We start from the raw sequence: 17,626 nt of genomic DNA on the forward strand, positions 1-17,626 counted from the left end.
TGAGTTTATATTATTCCTTGATAATTTTTATAGTCTTCGAAGATCCGGTTTTATCAGTAACCTTAATTACATAGTTACCCGAAGATACATCTGACAGGTCCAGGGAAACTTCTTTATGATCAGATTTCTTTGACATCATTTTCAATCCCATAAGGTTATATACTTCCACCAGAGTAATATTTTGATTACCGGAAATTGTTAGCGTATTTTTTACAGGATTCGGATAATATTTCAGAGAATTATTCCCTTCGATTTCAACAGTGCTGAGGTTTTGAAAATATAATTTGATATTGGTTCTGTTGGCTGTGGCAGTCATTGCTCTGGTTTCATTCCATGCATTGGAAATACTGCTGTAATAAGAAGCTTTTCCGGTTGCTGTTGTATAGGAATACCTTGGAGGTGAGAGGGTATAGTTTCCGGAAGCATGTACGACCAGTACCATTAAATTTTTAGTGGAATCATTATAATCAAAAGGAGCAGTAAGCTGAATATTTTGCCAACCCAATACATTGTTATCTACATTTCCTGAGTACACTAAAGTATAACCGGTTAAGCTTGCCGGAGTTGAAATAGCGGTCTGGTCAGTCATTTTCATATAAATGGAAACATTGCCCGTTGTCGTAGCATAGGCGTTGGCATTGATATTCCATCCGACGGACCCGATAATTCCGGTAATTCCTATATCGGAGCTGTCATAAATCGTTTCGCTGGCTCCATGTTCAAATAATCTTGTAATGGGAGAATAATACCAGTCACTGGTTCCGGTTCCGATAATGATTTCCTGTTGAGCATTGGTTCGGATAAAACCTGAAATGCTAATAAGTAAAACGTAAAAAAAAGTAGATTTCTTCATGATTTATTAATTTTATTAATGTAAATATAATAATTTGTTAATAAAATTAATAATTTGCTGTCGATGTCTACATTTCGGAAGAATGGTCGTGACCGTAAAATTTTGGAATCTGCCAATGAAATTTTACCGCGAAAGTTCTGATGGCAACGATTAATAAGATCGTGAATATCTGAATAAAGGTATAGGAAAGCGGGGTATATTCTGTCATTAATAGAAAAGCCGCTCCACCGACAATACAGGCGGTAGCATAAATTTCTTTCCTGAAAATCAAAGGGATTCTGTTAAGCAGAATATCTCTTATAATTCCTCCGAAACAACCTGTAATAGTACCTAAGCCAATACATATCAACGGGTGGATATCTGCATTCAGCCCTTTCTGAACCCCGATAATTGTAAATAATCCCAATCCGAAGCTATCAAAGATAAACAGAGTTACTTTAAAGTTTTTTTCCAGCGATTTGAATATCATCGAAAAAATGCTTGTAATCAGAATAACGGCACAGGTTAATAAATCATGCATCCAGAAAACGGGGATATCCAGCAATAAATCCCGGACAGTTCCGCCGCCTACTGAGGTCACGAACGCAATAATCAGAACTCCGAAGGGATCCAGACGTTTCTGCATGGCAGCAAAGCTTCCCGACATGGAGAAGGAAACGGTTCCAAGGACTTCTATGGCAAAATTGAACTGTTCGTGCATATATGATTATGAGTATAAGTATAAGTAATGGGTAATTAAAATCCATAATCTCTATTAATTACCCATTACTTATTATTTATTTTTCCACTCTCACCGAATCCGGAACTAAAAGTTCATATTCTCCGCCATGATTGATGATTTCTCTTACAATACTGCTGCTGATGAACGATTTCCCGGAAGAGGTTAACAGGAATACGGTTTCTAATTTTTTGTGAGCCAGGGTTCTGTTGGTATGGGCGATGGCTTTTTCAAATTCAAAATCAGCTGGATTTCTTAACCCGCGGATGATGAACTGCGCATTTTTTTCAAAACAGTAATCAACGGTGAGGCCTTCAAAGTAATCAACTTCTACATTGGGAAATTCAGCAACGGAATTCTGAATAAATTCCATTCTTTTTTCCAGCGGAAACATATATTTTTTCTGGGAATTCTGCCCGATAGCGATGATCAGTTTATCAAAAAGCGGAGCCGCTCTTTCTATAATATCGTAGTGTCCTAACGTGATAGGATCAAATGATCCCGGGAAAACAGCTATTTTCATACTTACTTCGATTTTTTCGCTAAGGCTTTTTCAACTTCATTTCCGCAAAGGTCTGTAATGGAAATTCCATAATGCCTTGCCTGTTGGGGAAGAATACTTGCAGGTGAGAATCCCGGGTTGGTATTCATTTCCAGCATATAGGGGATGCCGTCCATTAAAATAAATTCACTGCGCGAAAAACCGCTCATTCCTAAAGAATCATAAGCCTTTTTAGCAATTTCTTCCACTCTTTTTGTGGTTTCAGCGTCAATTCTTGCAGGAGTGATCTCTTCCGAAGCCCCTTCATATTTAGCTTCATAGTCGAAGAATTCATTTTGGGGAACAATTTCGGTGATTCCCAAAACGATGGTTTCTCCTTTAAAATCAATCACTCCCACAGAAACTTCCATTCCGTCTAAGAAGCTTTCAATTAAAATTTCATGGTCTTCTTTGAAAGCCACTTCGGTTGCAGGGATTAATTCTGCTTTATCCTTTACTTTTGAAATTCCAAGTGAAGATCCGGACTGATTGGGTTTTACAAAAACCGGAAGCCCCAGATTCTCTATAATTTCATCAACATTGATGTTTTCTCCTTTTCTCAGGTAAACACTCTTTGCAGAAGGAATTCCATATTTTGACAGTACAGCCAGTGTATCTTTTTTATTAAATGTCAAAGCACTCTGGTAAAAATCACATCCTGTATAGGTTTGCCCTATGGCATCCCAATAGGCCTGTAAAATACCGTTTTCACCGGGGGTTCCGTGGATAATATTGAAGCATACATCAAATTTTAACTGCTCGTTGTTATCTGAAGTTACTGAAAAATCTCCTTTGTTGATCCCGTGCTTTTTATCGTTTTCATCTAAAAAGTACCATTCGTCTTTAAGGATAACTACTTTATATACATTATAGAGATCTCTGTCTAAAGAATCATAAATTAATTGACCGCTTTTTAATGAGACCACATATTCATCAGAATAGCCTCCCATCACTACGGCAACACTTTTTTTGCTCATAACCATATAGTATCAATTAAGGCAAATTTAATGAAATTATGTATTGTAAGATGGTAATTTCATAAATTTTGAGATCAAAAATGAATTGTGTTAAATAAAAAGCACATTCTAAAATTATTAGCTATATTTGCCGTTATAATTAAAGTATTTTTAAGTATGCTTAAATCACTTTTCAATTGGAAAGTTTTACTGAACTTGTTAGTAGCCATCGGGGTTTTTGTGGGGTTGGTGTGGCTAACGTTTCGTTGGTTAGAGTATCATACCAATCATGGTCAGGAAATACCCGTTCCCAATGTAGTTAATAAATCCGTACAGGAAGCTGTCAGAATATTAGAAGACAATGGTCTTGAATATGAAGTGGACAGTTCTAAATATGATCCTAAATTCAGACCTTTTCAGGTTCTTCAGATGTCTCCGCATTCAGGTTCGCGTGTGAAGGATGGCAGAGCTATCCGTTTAAGAGTGAATCCAAGAAGCTGGGCTCCTGTTGCTGTGCCTGATGTTATTAATAAATATTCAGGATTAGGTTTCCAGAGACTGGATCAGGTGGGCTTAAAAGTAGGTGATACGATATTTGAACCTAGTATCCAGAAAGATGCGATTCTCAGAGTGTTATATAAAGGAAATCCGGTAAAACCCGGAGGATTGCTTCCAAGATTCTCAACCATTGATGTGGTAGTAGGATCCGGGCCGATGAGAAATATCTCAATTCCTAATGTTGTAGGATATACGGTAAAAGATGCTAGAGCTATCATTGCGAGAAGCATGTTTGAAGTAGGATTGGTAGAACACGAGGATGGTAGCCAGGATGAATCTGATATTATCTATTATCAGGATCCTGCTGCAGGAGATGTAAGAGATCAGGGAATGCAGATGGATCTTTGGGCAAGTAAAAAAACTCCGGCGGAATTGCGTTCTAAAATAGATCAGCTGAACTCCATATACCGTATGAAGGTAGATACATCACTGCCTCCGGTACATTATGAGGAAGTGCCTATTCATCAGGAACCTGTTTATGAACCGGTGCCGGCGCCTAAAAAAGAGCTTCCGAAACCGGAACCCGTGAAAACAGAAGCGCCTAAAACAACGGCTACAAAACCTGCTGTATCAACAACAACGCCTAAAACAACCGATACAAAACCCAAAACTTCTGCCAGTACTCCGGCTAATAATAGTGCGGGTACCGGTAAATCAACGACTAACAATGCAGCGCAACAGCCTGCCCAAAAGCCGAAAGCTAAAAAGGTTGTAGTAGAATAACAACGGTTTATAATAAAAAATACAGGCTTCAACTTCATTATGTTGAGGCCTTTTGTGTAAAAGATAAAGATCATGACAGAAGATAACGAAGATTTTTTAGATGAAGAATTAACAGATCTCAACAGTATTGATATTGATGAGGAAAATAAAGGATTGTATGAGCATCTTAATCTCACCGTTGATCCCAAACAGGAACCTTTAAGAATTGATAAATTCCTGTTGATATACCGCCAGAATTCCTCGAGAAATAAAATCTCCCAGACCTGCAGGGCAGGAAACGTCATTGTAAACGGCAATCCTGTTAAGCAAAACTACAGGGTAAAGCCGGGTGACGAGATTTCGGTACTGCTTGCCCATCCGCCGAGAGAAAACGTAATCATTCCGCAGGATATTCCTATTAATATCGTTTATGAAGATGATGATCTGGTGGTGGTAGATAAAGAACCAGGAATGGTAGTGCACCCGGGGTTCGGGAACTGGGACGGTACTTTGGTGAATGCTCTGGCATTTCATTTTGAGAAAAACGGAGCTAAATCTGATCTGGACAGAGTAGGGCTTGTTCACAGGATAGATAAAGATACCTCAGGTTTATTGGTGATTGCCAAGAATGAATATGCATTAAGCTTCCTGGCGAAACAGTTTTTTGAAAGAAAGACCAAGAGATTATACTGGGCTTTTGTCTGGGGAAATGTGCAGGATGATGAAGGAACAATAAGAGGCCATATCGGAAGGCATCCGAAAAACAGAATGCAGATGTTTGTTTATGAAGACGGAAGCCAGGGTAAGCATGCTGTAACCCATTATAAAGTTCTGGAAAGATTTAAATACATGACCTGGGTGGAATGTAAGCTGGAAACAGGACGAACCCACCAGATCAGGGCGCATTTTAAGCATATAGGGCATACCTTGTTTAATGATGAGAGATATGAGGGACACACGCCTCTGAGAGGTGTTAATCTGCCAAAATATAAGCAGTTTATAAAGAATGTTTTTGAGATTTTACCCAGACATGCGCTCCATGCTCACACTTTAGGATTTATACATCCGACGACAAAGAAGGAATTGTATTTTGAGAGCCCAATGCCTCAAGATATGGCGGATGCTGTAAAAAAATGGAGAAATTATTTGGAAAACTAAAAATATATTGAGAATTTTTTTATATTTGTTGAATTGAAATCAAGATTTGTTATGAGAAAACTATATGCTATCGTGTGTTTGGCTCTTTTGTCAAATGCATATAAAGCACAAGAAACATTACCATACTATCAACAATATCTTTTGGATGGTGAGTTCCTGTTCAACCCTGCACAATACGGTAAAACAGACTATGTTCAGCTCAACCTTAATTACCAACAACAATTTTCAAAATTTAGCGAGTCCCCGAATGTACAATCTGTAGGGATCAATGCTAATATTTTTGACAGAGTGGGTGCCGGGATATCAGTTTTTAGAGACAGTAATGGCCCTATTTCAGCGGGAGGTATTACAGCAGGTGCTTCATATTTTATTCCACTTAGTAGCGAAGGCGAGAGAAAAGATCAGTTCTCTTTCGGTACAAGTGTTAGTTTTTACAACATGAATTTTGATTATTCAAAAATCAATACTGAAGATGGGTATGACCCATTGTTACAAGGTAATGAAAGTAATATTTTCATGGCTTATGCAAACTTCGGTTTAGCGGCAACATTCAAAAATATCTTTGCGGGAGTTTCTGTTAATGATATCGCTTTAACAAACGATGAATCAATCGTTAACGGGCGTGAGCCTTCGCCAATCAAATTCTTCCTTAATTTAGGTTATGACTGGCATTTTGCAGATAATATGTATGTAACACCATCTGCATTAATCAACCTGAATACCAACTCAACGAGAACTATTGATTATAACTTAATCGCAACGTTCTTTAATGATATCAATTCATTCTCCTTCGGGGTAAACTATAGATCTGTTCAAAACAGATTTGATAACCAGCAATTGAGTATTTCTCCAATCGTTAAAGTAAGATTTAACAAATTTATGATTGGTGCTACTTACAACCTTGGATTATCTGATATCCAGGAATATGGTGGAAACAGCTTCATGATCGGATTAGGTTATAACTTTGATAACTTCATTAATCATAGAGGATATAGATACTAATTAATTTAATTTAAATAAATTTGAGCTCTGATTTTTTCAGGGCTTTTTTTATGATTTATATTCACATTCCTTTCTGTAAACAAAAGTGCAGCTATTGCAATTTTCATTTCTCAACATCTTTACAGTTTAAAGATGATATGCTGGCTGCTATGAAAAAAGAAATCTTTCTGAGAAAAGATGAATTACAGGATAAAAAATTGCAGTCCCTTTATTTTGGAGGCGGTACCCCGTCTATACTTTCTGCCGGTGAGATCAATTCGTTAATCGATGAGGTCTTGAAATATTTCAGCTTTGAGAATGATATAGAAATTACACTGGAAGCCAATCCGGATGACCTTGATAAAAACTTCCTGAAAGGCCTTTCTGAATCCTATATTAACCGCTTATCCATTGGAACACAGAGCTTTTTTGAAGAAGACCTTAAACTAATGAATCGGGCCCACACTGCATCGGAAGCAGAAGGTTCCATTAAAAGAGCACAGGATTTCGGATTTGAGAATTTAAGTATTGACCTTATTTACGGCTCGCCTACTTCCAACTTTGAAATATGGAAAGAGAATCTGAATAAAACCATAGCACTGGAAGTTCCTCATATTTCTTCCTATGCTTTGACCGTTGAACCTAAAACAGCTTTGGAAAACTGGATTGCAAAAGGAAAAGTTTCAACCCCGAAAGAAGAAGAACAGAATAAAGAATTCTATTATCTGTCAGACTTTTTGAAAGACAACGATTTTGAGCACTATGAAGTGTCAAACTTTGCCAAGCCGGGATTTTATTCAAGGCATAATTCAGCGTATTGGAAATATAAGGAATACCTGGGAATCGGTCCGTCTGCTCATTCTTACAACGGACATGATATCAGAAGCTGGAACGTTGCGAATAACCAGCAATACATTAAAAAACTCAATTCAGCCATTTTAGCAAAAGAAACGGAGATCCTTTCACAGGGAGACCAGTTCAACGAAATGATCATGATCGGATTAAGAACGATCTGGGGTGTAGATCTGGAAAGTTTAAACAGCAAATTTTCTGCTGAAATTCTTGAAGCATTTCAAAAAGAAATACAACCGAAAATAAAAGAAGGCATTCTGATTATTGAAAACAATCATCTTAAAATTCCCGAAAAACATTGGTTTATGGCGGATGGAATTGCTTCGGATTTATTTCTGGTGTAAGTTTTATTAATGTATATTTGATTCCATACTTTTAATTAAAAACAATAACTATGAAGAAAAAATTATTCTTATTTTTTCTATGTGTCAGTGCTTTGCACCTTGCCCAAAAACCAATTTTTACCAAAGCGAAAGTGAATGCGGTTAATATTTACAGAAACTCCGCTGAGTTACAGAATTCAGTGGCTTTTTCTTTACCTGCAGGATCATCTGAAGTAGTGATCACCAACATCTCCGATGAAATTGAGGAAAGATCAATACAATTAAGTGTCAATAATAAAAATGTGACCATTCTGTCTTCACAATATACAGATAATTATACTTCCGAATATGATATGGATAAAACCAATCCGCGCATTAAAAAAGTAACGGACAGTATCAGCATTGTGGAAGAACTTCTTCAGAAATCAAATATAGAACTCGAAGCGAATAACAAAACTCTGGAACTTTTAGATAAAAACCAGACTGTTCTGGTAGGAAGTAACACATCAAATGTCGCCCAACTGATGCAACTGACGGAATATTATAAAAATAAGAGAGTTGAGATCAGTACCGCCTTATCTGCTATCAATAAAAAGAACATTGATCTTCAGAAAAAATTATCCCGTTTGAAAAGCAGCCTGAAGATTAATTCTGAAATGGAAGAAGCATCGTCAGATGGTGTTCTGATCTTAAAAATAATGAGCAGTGCAGCTACTGCTGTAAAGATGGATCTTAATTACCTGGCTGATAACGTGTCATGGCAGCCTTTTTACGAGATACGCGGGAATAAGCTTTCAGAACCTTTGGATGTAATGTTTAAAGCTAAAGTAAGGCAGGATACAGGCTTAGACTGGAAAGGAGTGAAGCTCTCCCTCATCAACGGCCAGTCTAGCCATAACAATACAGAGCCTGTTTTGCGTCCATGGTTTTTAGATTCCTATAAAATGGAAGAGAGAGCTAGAACAGCATCACAGGGATATAGCAGAAATAGTGATACCATTGGAACACAGGAAATTCAGGAAGTGGTAGTAACGGCTATGAGTTTTAAAACTGTTGAAAATCAGTTTAATATCAGCTTTGAAGTTGATGTGCCGTATGATATCCTTTCAAATAATCAGGATCATTTTATTAATCTTAATCAAATTAAAATTCCTGCAGATTATAAATATTTTACAGCACCAAAACAGAAGAATGACGCCTTTTTGATAGCCACAATAAAAAATTTTAATCAGTATAATTTAATCTCAGCTCCGGCCAATATCATTTTTGAAAACATGTACATCGGTGAAACTTCTATTAATCCCAATCAGACTTCCGATGAACTGAATATCACTCTTGGAAATGATAAAAAGATCAATGTACGAAAAGAGGTCGTGGATGATAAAGCAAATGTGAAATTTTTCTCATCATATCAGGAAAAGACATTTACATATGACATCGTTGTTCGCAATAACAAGAAAGATATGATAAATATAGAAATCAAAGATCAGTTCCCATTAAGTAAAGATGAAGCCGTTAAAATAGAATTGCTGCAAAGCGACCGTGCAGAGGTAGATAAAGAAAAAGGCTTTTTGCTGTGGAATGTAAAAATTTCGCCATCTGAAACCAAAAAATTCAGAGTAAGTTATAAAGTGAGGTATCCGAAGGATTATTCAATCAGTAATCTTAATTAACATATCATTCTATTCACTATTTTTGTATAAAATTTCAGTTCATTTTGAAAACTAAAAAACAAGATTATTCGCATCTTTCCTCAAAACAGCCTATCGGAATTTTTGATAGTGGAGTGGGAGGCTTAACGGTTGCCAAGGAAATTAAAAGACTTCTTCCCAATGAAGATTTAATTTATTTCGGGGATACAAAACACCTTCCGTATGGTGAGAAATCCAGAGAAGCGATTATAGAATATTCTACAAAAATTACCAATTTTCTGTTAAAGCAGAATTGTAAAGCAATTGTGATTGCCTGTAATACGGCAACAGCCAATGCTTTGAATGAAGTAATGGAATCGGTAGCCGGAAAAGTTCCGGTAATTGATGTAATTAATCCCGTTGCTGAAAAAGTTTCGTATGAAATTCACAATAATGTCGGTGTTATTGCTACCAAAGCTACGGTGAACTCAGGATTGTATAAAAAGAGTATCAGAAAGCATAATAAATGGATTAAAGTTGACGAACTTGCTACTCCTTTATTGGTTCCTGCCATTGAAGAAGGGTTTAAAAACCATCCGATTACCCATGCGATTATTTACAATTATTTAAGCAACAGTAAATTAAAAAATATTGAAACGCTGATTTTAGGATGTACCCATTATCCGCTTCTGATTGATGAAATCAAGCAATACTATGGAAACCGCGTTCGGGTGATCGATTCTCCTAATATTGTAGCAAATCACCTGAAGATCATCCTCGATAAATACAACTTGCTGAATGAGCAGAACCCAAAACCGAATTATCATTTCTATCTTTCGGATCTGACCAAAAATTTCGAGAAAATCTCTAAAAAGTTCTTTGGTAAAACCATTGATTTAGAATTAAAAGTATTATAAAATAAAAGGTGTTTCAAAATGAAGCACCTTTTTAATAAATTGATCACTTGATTCTTTACATTTCAAGGATAACTTTTTCAGATTCTAATCTTCTTTTCGGTGTTACAACAGGATGATTGCTGTCATTCTCAGCTCTCTCGCCAATAACAACGGCAAACAGACTCTTATAGGCTTCATTCTTTAAGATTTCGTCATATTTATCCGTTTCTATTCCTTCCATTGGCGTAGAATCAATCCCCATAACCGCACAGGCCGAAAGCAAAACACCCAATGACAGGTAAACCTGGTGCTCCAACCATGATTTTATGGCTTCCTTACCTTTGGGCTTCACCATTGTTCTGTAATAATTTACGGAACCTTCAGGCAGGTTTTCTTCAATCTGCCGCTCAAAATCTTCGGGATTTCTGATCACCTGGAAAACAATCAGCTGGCTGCTGTCCAGAACTTTTTCTTTGTTGAAATAAGATGCCTTTGCCAATTGTTCCTTAGTTTCAGAATCATTCACAAAAACAAAATTCCAGGGCTGGCTGTTGATGGATGACGGGCTCAGATTCAGGATTTCTTTCAGCTGACTGATTTGAGCATCGCTTACTGTTCCTTGAGGATTATACTTTTTAACCGTATACCTCGTTTTCATTTTTTCTAAAAAGTCCATAATTTTATACTATCATTTTTATAGTTACAAAATTAATTTAAGTTTATTAACTTTGCAATAACGGTCTAAAATGATAGTATAATAAAATGTATACAGTAGATAATAAAAAATATCCTTGTTGCACCAGTGTAACGATGAGGTTTATAGGCGGGAAATGGAAAGCGGTAATTTTATTCCATTTAATTGACGGAGCCAAAAGATATAACGAATTGCGGAAACTTATTCCTACAATTACAGAAAGAACATTAAGCCTTCAGCTCAAACAGTTGGAGGAAGATCATATTATTGACAGGAAAGTTTTTACGGAAAAACCACCGTTAATGGTAGAATATGCTTTAACAGACTTTGGAAAAACCCTGCTTCCCGTTTTAAATGAAATTACAAAATGGGGCGAGGAAGCTGTAGAAAACTCAGAAAAAATAATCAGGAATTAAAGTTCCTGATTACTGATTTCTTCTTTATTCGGTTCAAAAAAACTGAAACTCACGTTTCCGTATTTTCTGGTGTCCTTAAGATTCGGATGATCAAATTTTAAACGGCTCTGATGCTCAACGATAAAAATTCCGTTTTCTTTAAGATACTTGTTGTTTAAAACCAGAGAAAGCATCTCGTAGTATTTTTTTTCTTCAGTTTCAAAAGGAGCATCAGCAAAAACAATTTCAAAAGCTTTTCTGTTCCTGAATTTTTTCAGCCAGTCGAAAACATCGCCCCGCTGAACATTTACCTGTAAAGAGATATCCAGTTCGGAAGCCGTAGAATTAAGAAAGCTGGTATGCTTCGGATTCATTTCAACGGATGTTACATCCTTACATCCTCTTGATGCAAATTCAAAACTTATAGACCCAATTCCTGCAAACAGGTCAAGTACAGAGATCGACTGCATATCATAGGTGTTCTCCAGAATGCTGAACAAAGCTTCTTTCGCAAAATCCGTAGTCGGCCTTACATCAAAATTTTTCGGAGCTGCTATTTTCTTGGCTTTCCACTTGCCTGAGATTATTCTGTACATATTGTTATTAGAGTTTAGGTAATAGATTAGGTGGCAGGTGTTGAAGTGTGGGTTCTATCCCTATTACCTGCGGTCTGCAATCTAATTGAGGATGAAATTCTTATTCGGAATGTTATCAAACACAATCTTCATGTTTTTGACAAATTTTTGCAGTTCCGAAATGAAGGTCTCATTTTCTGTAGTCTCACCATATGCAAAAAAGTGAGTCTCGTTAATTCCGAAACCTATCTTTTTCAATGTAAACATGATGAAATAAAGAAAATCTACTTCAGAATTGACATCCAGATTATTATATAAAATGATATTTTTATTGTCAATGGCAAAAAATTCACATTGATTGTGATAAAGATTGATATGAATTTCTTTGTTGCTTTTATTATTGATAGAGTTCAAAAACTTCTCTCCCGAAAAATTAAAATGAACGGGAATCGCCAGTTCTTTTATTTTTTTGTAAAAATTTTTCGGAAAAGTATAATAAAACTGAACTTTGAATTTCTTGTTCACGGAAAGCATCAGCTCTTCATTTTCTTTATCAACAGGTGCATTGAAAGCAATTAAATCAAAACCGGCCTCATGTTCTGAAAATCTTTCAGGCATCAGGGTAAAATGATTCAAGGCTGAGATCACGGAAATTTCATCAAATCTCTGTTTGATCAAAACTTCATCCAGCTTTTGAATAATGAGGTCTTTAGGTGATTCTTCGTTCACGAAATACGATTTTTCCTCCACAATGCTTTTGTTTTTAGCAATCTGGTAGATCAATCCGTCTTTGGTAAAAAGTAAATTAAGTACGTTCATATTACAATTGATGCAAATTTAGTGAAATTCTACCATAACCGCACCTGATTGATGGTGAAGTATTTCCTTATTATAAAAATCAAGATGGGTTTGGCTTTCCAAAGTATCCCATACCAATCTCTGAAGGACTCCGTCACCAATGCCGTGTACGATTTCAAGCCTTTTGAGGTGGTTTTTCCTACAGAATGCCAATACCTCCAGCAATTTTTCCTTTTGAATGAAAAGCCTTTCAAAACTGTCATAATCATTGGGATTTTTAACAAGGTTATGAAAATGTAAATCCAAGACAAGAGGGTTTTTCTGATGGCTTTTGGAAATTGTTTTTTGGGGTTCCGCTTTTTTTACCACTTTCATATTTTCATATAAAGAGGCGTTTTTAGGAACCAGTTTTTCTTTTGGATATTGATAGGTAAATCCATATTCATCCTTAAAAACCACAATATTTCCGTTCACGGAAGTTATTGTTCCGCTTAAATCTTCATCTACCACCGAAACCTGATCACCAATCTTCATTTTTTTTTAGGATAACTTTTATCAATTGAACGAAACAAAATGGATTGAAAATTTTAAATTGTTCCGAATTTATTGTTGCAAATTTAAGGTTATTTCGGACCGAGTTCAATAATCTCCAGGTCTTTTATTTCTTCACCATCAATCACAAAGCGCATCATTGTACGCATTTTGTGCCATCCCTGCTTTCCGCAGGCACCGGGATTCAGGTGTAGCAGATTGTTTTTCTCATCAAACATTGCTTTCAGAATATGGGAATGCCCTGAAATAAATACTTTCGGAGCTTTTTCAGAAATTTCTTTTTTAGCCAGAGGAGTATATTTTCCAGGATAGCCACCGATATGAATCATTAACACCTCGAGGTTCTCACAGAAAAAACGGCTTACTTCAGGAAATTCAGAACGGATTTTTGCATTGTCAATGTTTCCATAAACCCCTTTCAACGGTTTAATTTTTTCAAGCTGCTCAATGATTTCAAAACTTCCGAAATCTCCACAGTGCCAAATTTCATCGGCCTGTCGTGCATATTCTAAAATCCGGTCATCGATATAAGAATGAGAATCGGAAAGAAGGAGGATTCTGGTCATTATCTAAACGTTCTTTCAGTAATGTTCTCATCATATTTTTCCTTGAAAATGGCAACACGCTCAGGATTAAGTTCGCCTTCGCTATTGATTACCCTTTCCTTAAGAAGCCATTTGATCAGTTTCTCCATTCCTTTTTTGGAATTCATAAAATTTAAAATTTTCGTGAAATCCCTTGATTCTACTTTAGTTTTTTCAGTCAGGAAATTCAGGATGTAATAGTCATCATCACCATATTTGGGTGATTCATTATCCATATACCGGTAGAGCAGGATTTCTTCATCATCCTTCATCGTGAAAAATGAATATTGCCCTACGCTGATTTTTTCTGCTTTTAAAATCTGCTTTCCGTCAAGAAGTACTTTATCGTCCTTGATAGCTACGTCCTGAGAGAAATATAAATTGAAACTCAATAAGAATAAAAAGAAGGGGAGCAGTTTTTTTGAAGTCATTTTCCAGTGATTAAAATAAAGTTCAAATTTACTTAATAATACTGAATTGATTAACTTTGAGAAAATTTAAAATAATGAAGCAGAAACTTTCTTTTTTCATTTTTCTTTTAGTAGCTGGATTGTTCACAGCGCAGGTTGAAGAGAAAAAACTGGATGAGCTGATCCAGAATACTTTAAAAACTTTTGATGTTCCGGGAATGTCCGTGGGAATTATTAAAGACGGAAAACTCATTTATTCAAAAGGATTCGGGGTACGTTCTTTAACGACAAAACAGCCGATGGATGACAATACACTTGTGGGGATTGCTTCCAATTCAAAAGGATTCACCTGTACGGCTCTCGCAATTTTAGCAGATGAGGGAAAACTGAACTGGGATGATAAAGTTTCTAAATACATTCCTGAATTCCAGATGTATGATCCGTATGTTTCCCAGAATGTAACGATCAAAGATTTAGTGACTCACAGAGCCGGATTAGGACTGGGACAGGGAGATTTAATGTTTTTTCCTGAAGGCGGAAGCTTAACGGTGAATGATATTGTGCATAATGTAAGGTATCTTAAACCTGAAAATCCTTTCAGAACGACTTTAGATTATAACAATATCATGTTTATCGTTGCCGGAGAAGTTATTCACAGGGTTTCGGGATTAAACTGGGCAGAATTTATCGAACAAAGAATTATGAAGCCGGTAGGAATGACATCAAGTTTCGGAAGCTACAACAGGGCAAAAGCCGTAGCAAATAAGATTGATGCCCATGCTCCGGTTGACGGAAAAGCAATTGCTGTTCCGCATGACTGGAATGAAACCGGTAATGCTGCAGGAGGAATTCTGAGCAATATCAAAGACATGACCACCTGGGCTGAGTGCTTATTGAATAATTTTACAACAAAAGACGGGAAAAAAGTGGTTTCCGATAAGCAGATCCAACAGCTCTGGAGTTTACAGATCCCAAGTGGTGTGGCTTCAAAAAATCCTTATGATACAAGTTTTTACGGATATGGAATGGGCTGGTTTTTAAGTGACGTTAAAGGGCATAAACAGATACAGCATACAGGTGGACTGATCGGAACAGTAACCCAATTTACCCTGATTCCGGATCTGAAGCTTGGAATTGTAGTTCTGACAAATCAACAGTCAGGCGCAGCCTTCAATACCATTACCAATACGGTGAAAGATTCTTATTTAGGAGTTGCAGACAGAAACTGGCTGAAAACTTACGGCGACAGAATGAAAAAGCAGGAAGAAACTTTCGATAAACAAAAGAAAGATGCTTTTGCAAAATCCGCTGCTTTCAGAAAAGAAAAAAATCTTCAGGCAAAACCGGAACAATTTGTAGGAACATACAATGACCAGTGGTTTGGTGATGTTGACATTGCCCAACAGGGAAATACATACAGAATCTCATGTAAAAACTCGCCAAGGCTGAAAGGTGAATTATTACCTTTTTCAAATAATTCTTTCATCATCAAATGGGATGACAGAAGTTACGATGCCGATGCCTACATTATTTTTGATTATGATGAAATGGGAAAAGCACAGTCTGCAAGTTTGAAACCGATTTCTGATGTTACGGATTTCAGTTTTGATTTTGATGATCTGGATTTGAAGAGGAAGTAGTTTTGTTGAAAGACTGAATCGTAAAATCGCAGAATTGTAAAATTGTAAAAATGATTTTTACGGATATAATTAAAGAAACGGGCTTTAGCCCGTTTTTTTGTTGTGGAGAAATGGTTTTGTAAGAGTGATTTCAGAAAAGGTGATTTTTTTTATTAATATGAATGGGTTTGCCCTTTTTTGTCATATTTAAGGATATGTATTATAAATGATCAATAGGAACGGGCTTAGCCTGTTTTCTCTTTTGCATTCCTGATTATTGGCTTTAGCCGAAACTTATTTTCTCCTTTGGGATTGTAAAATTGTTATTGTGTGTGTTTAAACCACCCCGTCAAAAATTCGGGAGAATTTTTGCCACCCCTCCGGAGGAGGGGAATTTTATTGTGGATATTTTATTTTAATACTTTCAAATCGTTTTCTGCCTGTATGATTTCGAGGTTCAGATGTTGTTTTTCGAAGAATCTTTTTAATGCAGTCAAACGTTTCCGGTTGTCATATCTGATGCTTGAATTTAATTTTTGCTGGCAAAGCGAACAGGCTCTGGCAAAATGAAAGTCGGTTTCTGTAAGAGAGTTGGTGCCGTTCATCACACAGTTGGCATTCAGACAATGATTGATACCGAACATATGCCCGATTTCATGTGAACTGATTTTAATTAATCTTTCCAGGCTTTGATTGAAATTAGATTCCGTTAAATATCCGTTGGAAAACCTGTACATTGAAGTTACACCAACACCGGCCTGATAAGAGGCCAGACCAAAAACAAAATTCCATTCAGGTTTGGGAAATAAATCTCTTTCTGTAATTCCCATCAGCACTACCGCATCTTTGGGCTTTCTTTTGATCAGGATGCTGTCTAAAACGTAGCCTGCTAAAATTTGTTCGTGACCTTCTGTGGAGATCCTTCTTACAGACTCAGGAACAATATAGTTTGATAAAACGGGTAAAATTTTTGTTTCTAACTGGAAATAGATTTTTAAATAATCTCTGGTCAGCTCAATTTCCCTGTTTTGTATGCTGTCAAAGTCGCCGATCGGCTGAAGATAGATGGTGTTTTTTCCTGTTTCAGGTTTAATTTTTTTCATTTTCTGAAAATCCTCAAAAGTCTGAAATTTTTCTTCACGGGAATATCTCCACTCTCCGGGTACGGCTTTGGTGAGCTTTACATCATTGACGGCGATAGTTTCAAAATAATTTTTTTCCTTCTTTTCACAGGAAAGAAGGAATAATGATATTGATAAAAAAATTGTTTTAAAAATAAAGCTAAATCTTAATCTTCCCGGGTTCATAAAAGAATAAAAGCTTTTTTCTGGCATTGTCAAATTCCGACCATGAATTGCAGTCGATTTCAAAGCCGGCCACTCCGCAGGTAGGAAAATGAAAAATATCATCCGAAATAGAATTGGCAAAATTTGAAATACCGTTATTATGAGAGAAGAAAGCTACCGAATTATGCGTGTCATCCAGATCGTAAATTACAGATTCAAAATTTCTTTCCGAAGGGTTATACAGTTTTTCATCAGTCGTAAAATTAAGCTGATAAGCCTGGTTGAAAATCCTGCATGTATTCAGTGCACGAACCGCGGGGCTCGATACCAGATAATCGATCGGAATATTATTGTTTTTTAAAAATCTGGACATGTTCATAGCGTCTTCTAAACCTTTGTCTGCCAGAGGTCTGTCAAAGTCTTCGGTCTCTTCCGGCCAGTCGCTTTTCGCATGTCTTACAAGGATGAGTCTCTTCATAATTTTGTTTTTGGAAAATTAAAATTATAAAAAAAATAGCGGATTAAAACATGATTTATAAAAAAA

General features: G+C 36.4%; 20 protein-coding genes. 8 read left to right on the top strand and 12 right to left on the bottom strand.

Going from position 1 to position 17,626, the window contains the following annotated elements:
- Positions 1-10: 10 nt before the first annotated feature.
- The 4 genes from AB8P06_RS17055 to AB8P06_RS17070 all read right to left on the bottom strand — a co-directional run bounded on the left by AB8P06_RS17055 (position 11) and on the right by AB8P06_RS17070 (position 3,089).
- Positions 11-853, bottom strand: coding sequence for a T9SS type A sorting domain-containing protein (locus tag AB8P06_RS17055; protein WP_369843451.1), 843 nt, complete (start codon positions 851-853; stop codon positions 11-13).
- Positions 854-920: 67 nt separating this feature from the next.
- Positions 921-1,553, bottom strand: a complete 633-nt coding sequence (locus AB8P06_RS17060) for a trimeric intracellular cation channel family protein (RefSeq protein WP_369843452.1) — start codon at positions 1,551-1,553, stop codon at positions 921-923.
- A 76-nt stretch (positions 1,554-1,629) separates the two neighbouring features.
- Complete coding sequence (gene coaD / locus AB8P06_RS17065; RefSeq protein WP_007844215.1) at positions 1,630-2,094, bottom strand: pantetheine-phosphate adenylyltransferase; 465 nt, start codon at positions 2,092-2,094, stop codon at positions 1,630-1,632.
- A gap of 2 nt (positions 2,095-2,096) precedes the next feature.
- Positions 2,097-3,089: a D-alanine--D-alanine ligase gene (locus tag AB8P06_RS17070; RefSeq protein ID WP_369843453.1), complete on the bottom strand. Its 993-nt coding sequence runs from the start codon at positions 3,087-3,089 to the stop codon at positions 2,097-2,099.
- Between the two features lie 156 nt (positions 3,090-3,245).
- Here AB8P06_RS17070 and AB8P06_RS17075 point away from each other — a divergent pair, with 156 nt between their 5' ends.
- The 6 genes from AB8P06_RS17075 to murI all read left to right on the top strand — a co-directional run bounded on the left by AB8P06_RS17075 (position 3,246) and on the right by murI (position 10,190).
- The gene (locus AB8P06_RS17075) at positions 3,246-4,349 is read left to right on the top strand and encodes a PASTA domain-containing protein (protein WP_369843454.1); all 1,104 of its coding nucleotides are present in this window, start codon (positions 3,246-3,248) and stop codon (positions 4,347-4,349) included.
- Positions 4,350-4,421: 72 nt separating this feature from the next.
- Entirely contained in the window at positions 4,422-5,486 is a 1,065-nt protein-coding gene (locus tag AB8P06_RS17080; protein ID WP_369843455.1) for an RluA family pseudouridine synthase, read from the top strand.
- Positions 5,487-5,537: 51 nt separating this feature from the next.
- A complete protein-coding gene (locus AB8P06_RS17085; protein ID WP_369843456.1) occupies positions 5,538-6,488 on the top strand; it encodes a PorP/SprF family type IX secretion system membrane protein in 951 nt (316 codons plus the stop codon).
- Positions 6,489-6,538: 50 nt separating this feature from the next.
- Positions 6,539-7,663 carry a radical SAM family heme chaperone HemW gene (gene hemW, locus AB8P06_RS17090; protein ID WP_369843457.1) on the top strand — a complete coding sequence of 375 codons (1,125 nt, stop codon included), beginning with the start codon at positions 6,539-6,541 and terminating at the stop codon, positions 7,661-7,663.
- Between the two features lie 50 nt (positions 7,664-7,713).
- A complete protein-coding gene (locus tag AB8P06_RS17095) occupies positions 7,714-9,315 on the top strand; it encodes a DUF4139 domain-containing protein (RefSeq protein WP_369843458.1) in 1,602 nt (533 codons plus the stop codon).
- 44 nt (positions 9,316-9,359) lie between these two features.
- Entirely contained in the window at positions 9,360-10,190 is an 831-nt protein-coding gene (gene murI, locus AB8P06_RS17100; RefSeq protein WP_369843459.1) for a glutamate racemase, read from the top strand.
- A gap of 55 nt (positions 10,191-10,245) precedes the next feature.
- Here murI and AB8P06_RS17105 read toward each other — a convergent pair whose 3' ends face one another.
- The gene (locus AB8P06_RS17105) at positions 10,246-10,845 is read right to left on the bottom strand and encodes a nitroreductase family protein (RefSeq protein WP_369843460.1); all 600 of its coding nucleotides are present in this window, start codon (positions 10,843-10,845) and stop codon (positions 10,246-10,248) included.
- A gap of 86 nt (positions 10,846-10,931) precedes the next feature.
- Between AB8P06_RS17105 and AB8P06_RS17110 the strand changes: the two genes are divergently transcribed.
- Positions 10,932-11,279: a winged helix-turn-helix transcriptional regulator gene (locus AB8P06_RS17110; protein WP_369843461.1), complete on the top strand. Its 348-nt coding sequence runs from the start codon at positions 10,932-10,934 to the stop codon at positions 11,277-11,279.
- Here the strand turns inward: AB8P06_RS17110 and AB8P06_RS17115 are convergent.
- The 5 genes from AB8P06_RS17115 to AB8P06_RS17135 form a co-directional block, all read right to left on the bottom strand.
- On the bottom strand, positions 11,276-11,854 hold the full coding sequence (locus AB8P06_RS17115) for an RsmD family RNA methyltransferase (protein ID WP_369843462.1): 579 nt from the start codon (positions 11,852-11,854) through the stop codon (positions 11,276-11,278). The genes AB8P06_RS17110 and AB8P06_RS17115 overlap by 4 nt on opposite strands.
- A gap of 81 nt (positions 11,855-11,935) precedes the next feature.
- A complete protein-coding gene (locus tag AB8P06_RS17120; protein WP_369843463.1) occupies positions 11,936-12,652 on the bottom strand; it encodes a DUF3822 family protein in 717 nt (238 codons plus the stop codon).
- Positions 12,653-12,670: 18 nt separating this feature from the next.
- Complete coding sequence (locus tag AB8P06_RS17125; RefSeq protein WP_369843464.1) at positions 12,671-13,165, bottom strand: Smr/MutS family protein; 495 nt, start codon at positions 13,163-13,165, stop codon at positions 12,671-12,673.
- An 89-nt stretch (positions 13,166-13,254) separates the two neighbouring features.
- Entirely contained in the window at positions 13,255-13,749 is a 495-nt protein-coding gene (locus tag AB8P06_RS17130) for a metallophosphoesterase family protein (protein ID WP_369843465.1), read from the bottom strand.
- Entirely contained in the window at positions 13,749-14,198 is a 450-nt protein-coding gene (locus tag AB8P06_RS17135) for a hypothetical protein (RefSeq protein WP_369843466.1), read from the bottom strand. The genes AB8P06_RS17130 and AB8P06_RS17135 overlap by 1 nt, the downstream gene beginning before the upstream one ends.
- Before the next feature lie 74 nt (positions 14,199-14,272).
- Here AB8P06_RS17135 and AB8P06_RS17140 point away from each other — a divergent pair, with 74 nt between their 5' ends.
- Positions 14,273-15,817, top strand: a complete 1,545-nt coding sequence (locus AB8P06_RS17140) for a serine hydrolase (RefSeq protein ID WP_369843467.1) — start codon at positions 14,273-14,275, stop codon at positions 15,815-15,817.
- Between the two features lie 389 nt (positions 15,818-16,206).
- On the opposite strand, the gene AB8P06_RS17145 is transcribed toward AB8P06_RS17140, so the two are convergent.
- Both AB8P06_RS17145 and AB8P06_RS17150 read right to left on the bottom strand, forming a co-directional pair.
- Entirely contained in the window at positions 16,207-17,103 is an 897-nt protein-coding gene (locus AB8P06_RS17145) for an archaemetzincin (RefSeq protein WP_369843468.1), read from the bottom strand.
- Entirely contained in the window at positions 17,078-17,560 is a 483-nt protein-coding gene (locus tag AB8P06_RS17150; protein WP_369843469.1) for a SixA phosphatase family protein, read from the bottom strand. The genes AB8P06_RS17145 and AB8P06_RS17150 overlap by 26 nt, the downstream gene beginning before the upstream one ends.
- Positions 17,561-17,626: the final 66 nt, after the last annotated feature.

Origin of the sequence: Chryseobacterium tongliaonense, from assembly GCF_041224435.1 — a bacterium.
In the GTDB taxonomy this organism is placed as follows: domain Bacteria; phylum Bacteroidota; class Bacteroidia; order Flavobacteriales; family Weeksellaceae; genus Chryseobacterium; species Chryseobacterium tongliaoense.

Bases quoted from the DNA above. Each gene is read 5' to 3' on its own strand.
- AB8P06_RS17120 (WP_369843463.1), bottom strand. From the start codon at position 12,652: ATGAACGTACTTAATTTACTTTTTACCAAAGACGGATTGATCTACCAG.
- AB8P06_RS17110 (WP_369843461.1), top strand. From the start codon at position 10,932: ATGTATACAGTAGATAATAAAAAATATCCTTGTTGCACCAGTGTAACG.
- AB8P06_RS17145 (WP_369843468.1), bottom strand. From the start codon at position 17,103: ATGAACCCGGGAAGATTAAGATTTAGCTTTATTTTTAAAACAATTTTT.
- AB8P06_RS17075 (WP_369843454.1), top strand. From the start codon at position 3,246: ATGCTTAAATCACTTTTCAATTGGAAAGTTTTACTGAACTTGTTAGTA.
- hemW (WP_369843457.1), top strand. From the start codon at position 6,539: ATGATTTATATTCACATTCCTTTCTGTAAACAAAAGTGCAGCTATTGC.
- AB8P06_RS17150 (WP_369843469.1), bottom strand. From the start codon at position 17,560: ATGAAGAGACTCATCCTTGTAAGACATGCGAAAAGCGACTGGCCGGAA.
- AB8P06_RS17080 (WP_369843455.1), top strand. From the start codon at position 4,422: ATGACAGAAGATAACGAAGATTTTTTAGATGAAGAATTAACAGATCTC.
- AB8P06_RS17105 (WP_369843460.1), bottom strand. From the start codon at position 10,845: ATGGACTTTTTAGAAAAAATGAAAACGAGGTATACGGTTAAAAAGTAT.
- AB8P06_RS17085 (WP_369843456.1), top strand. From the start codon at position 5,538: ATGAGAAAACTATATGCTATCGTGTGTTTGGCTCTTTTGTCAAATGCA.
- AB8P06_RS17115 (WP_369843462.1), bottom strand. From the start codon at position 11,854: ATGTACAGAATAATCTCAGGCAAGTGGAAAGCCAAGAAAATAGCAGCT.
- AB8P06_RS17070 (WP_369843453.1), bottom strand. From the start codon at position 3,089: ATGAGCAAAAAAAGTGTTGCCGTAGTGATGGGAGGCTATTCTGATGAA.
- AB8P06_RS17060 (WP_369843452.1), bottom strand. From the start codon at position 1,553: ATGCACGAACAGTTCAATTTTGCCATAGAAGTCCTTGGAACCGTTTCC.
- coaD (WP_007844215.1), bottom strand. From the start codon at position 2,094: ATGAAAATAGCTGTTTTCCCGGGATCATTTGATCCTATCACGTTAGGA.
- AB8P06_RS17130 (WP_369843465.1), bottom strand. From the start codon at position 13,749: ATGACCAGAATCCTCCTTCTTTCCGATTCTCATTCTTATATCGATGAC.
- AB8P06_RS17140 (WP_369843467.1), top strand. From the start codon at position 14,273: ATGAAGCAGAAACTTTCTTTTTTCATTTTTCTTTTAGTAGCTGGATTG.
- AB8P06_RS17055 (WP_369843451.1), bottom strand. From the start codon at position 853: ATGAAGAAATCTACTTTTTTTTACGTTTTACTTATTAGCATTTCAGGT.
- AB8P06_RS17135 (WP_369843466.1), bottom strand. From the start codon at position 14,198: ATGACTTCAAAAAAACTGCTCCCCTTCTTTTTATTCTTATTGAGTTTC.
- AB8P06_RS17125 (WP_369843464.1), bottom strand. From the start codon at position 13,165: ATGAAGATTGGTGATCAGGTTTCGGTGGTAGATGAAGATTTAAGCGGA.
- AB8P06_RS17095 (WP_369843458.1), top strand. From the start codon at position 7,714: ATGAAGAAAAAATTATTCTTATTTTTTCTATGTGTCAGTGCTTTGCAC.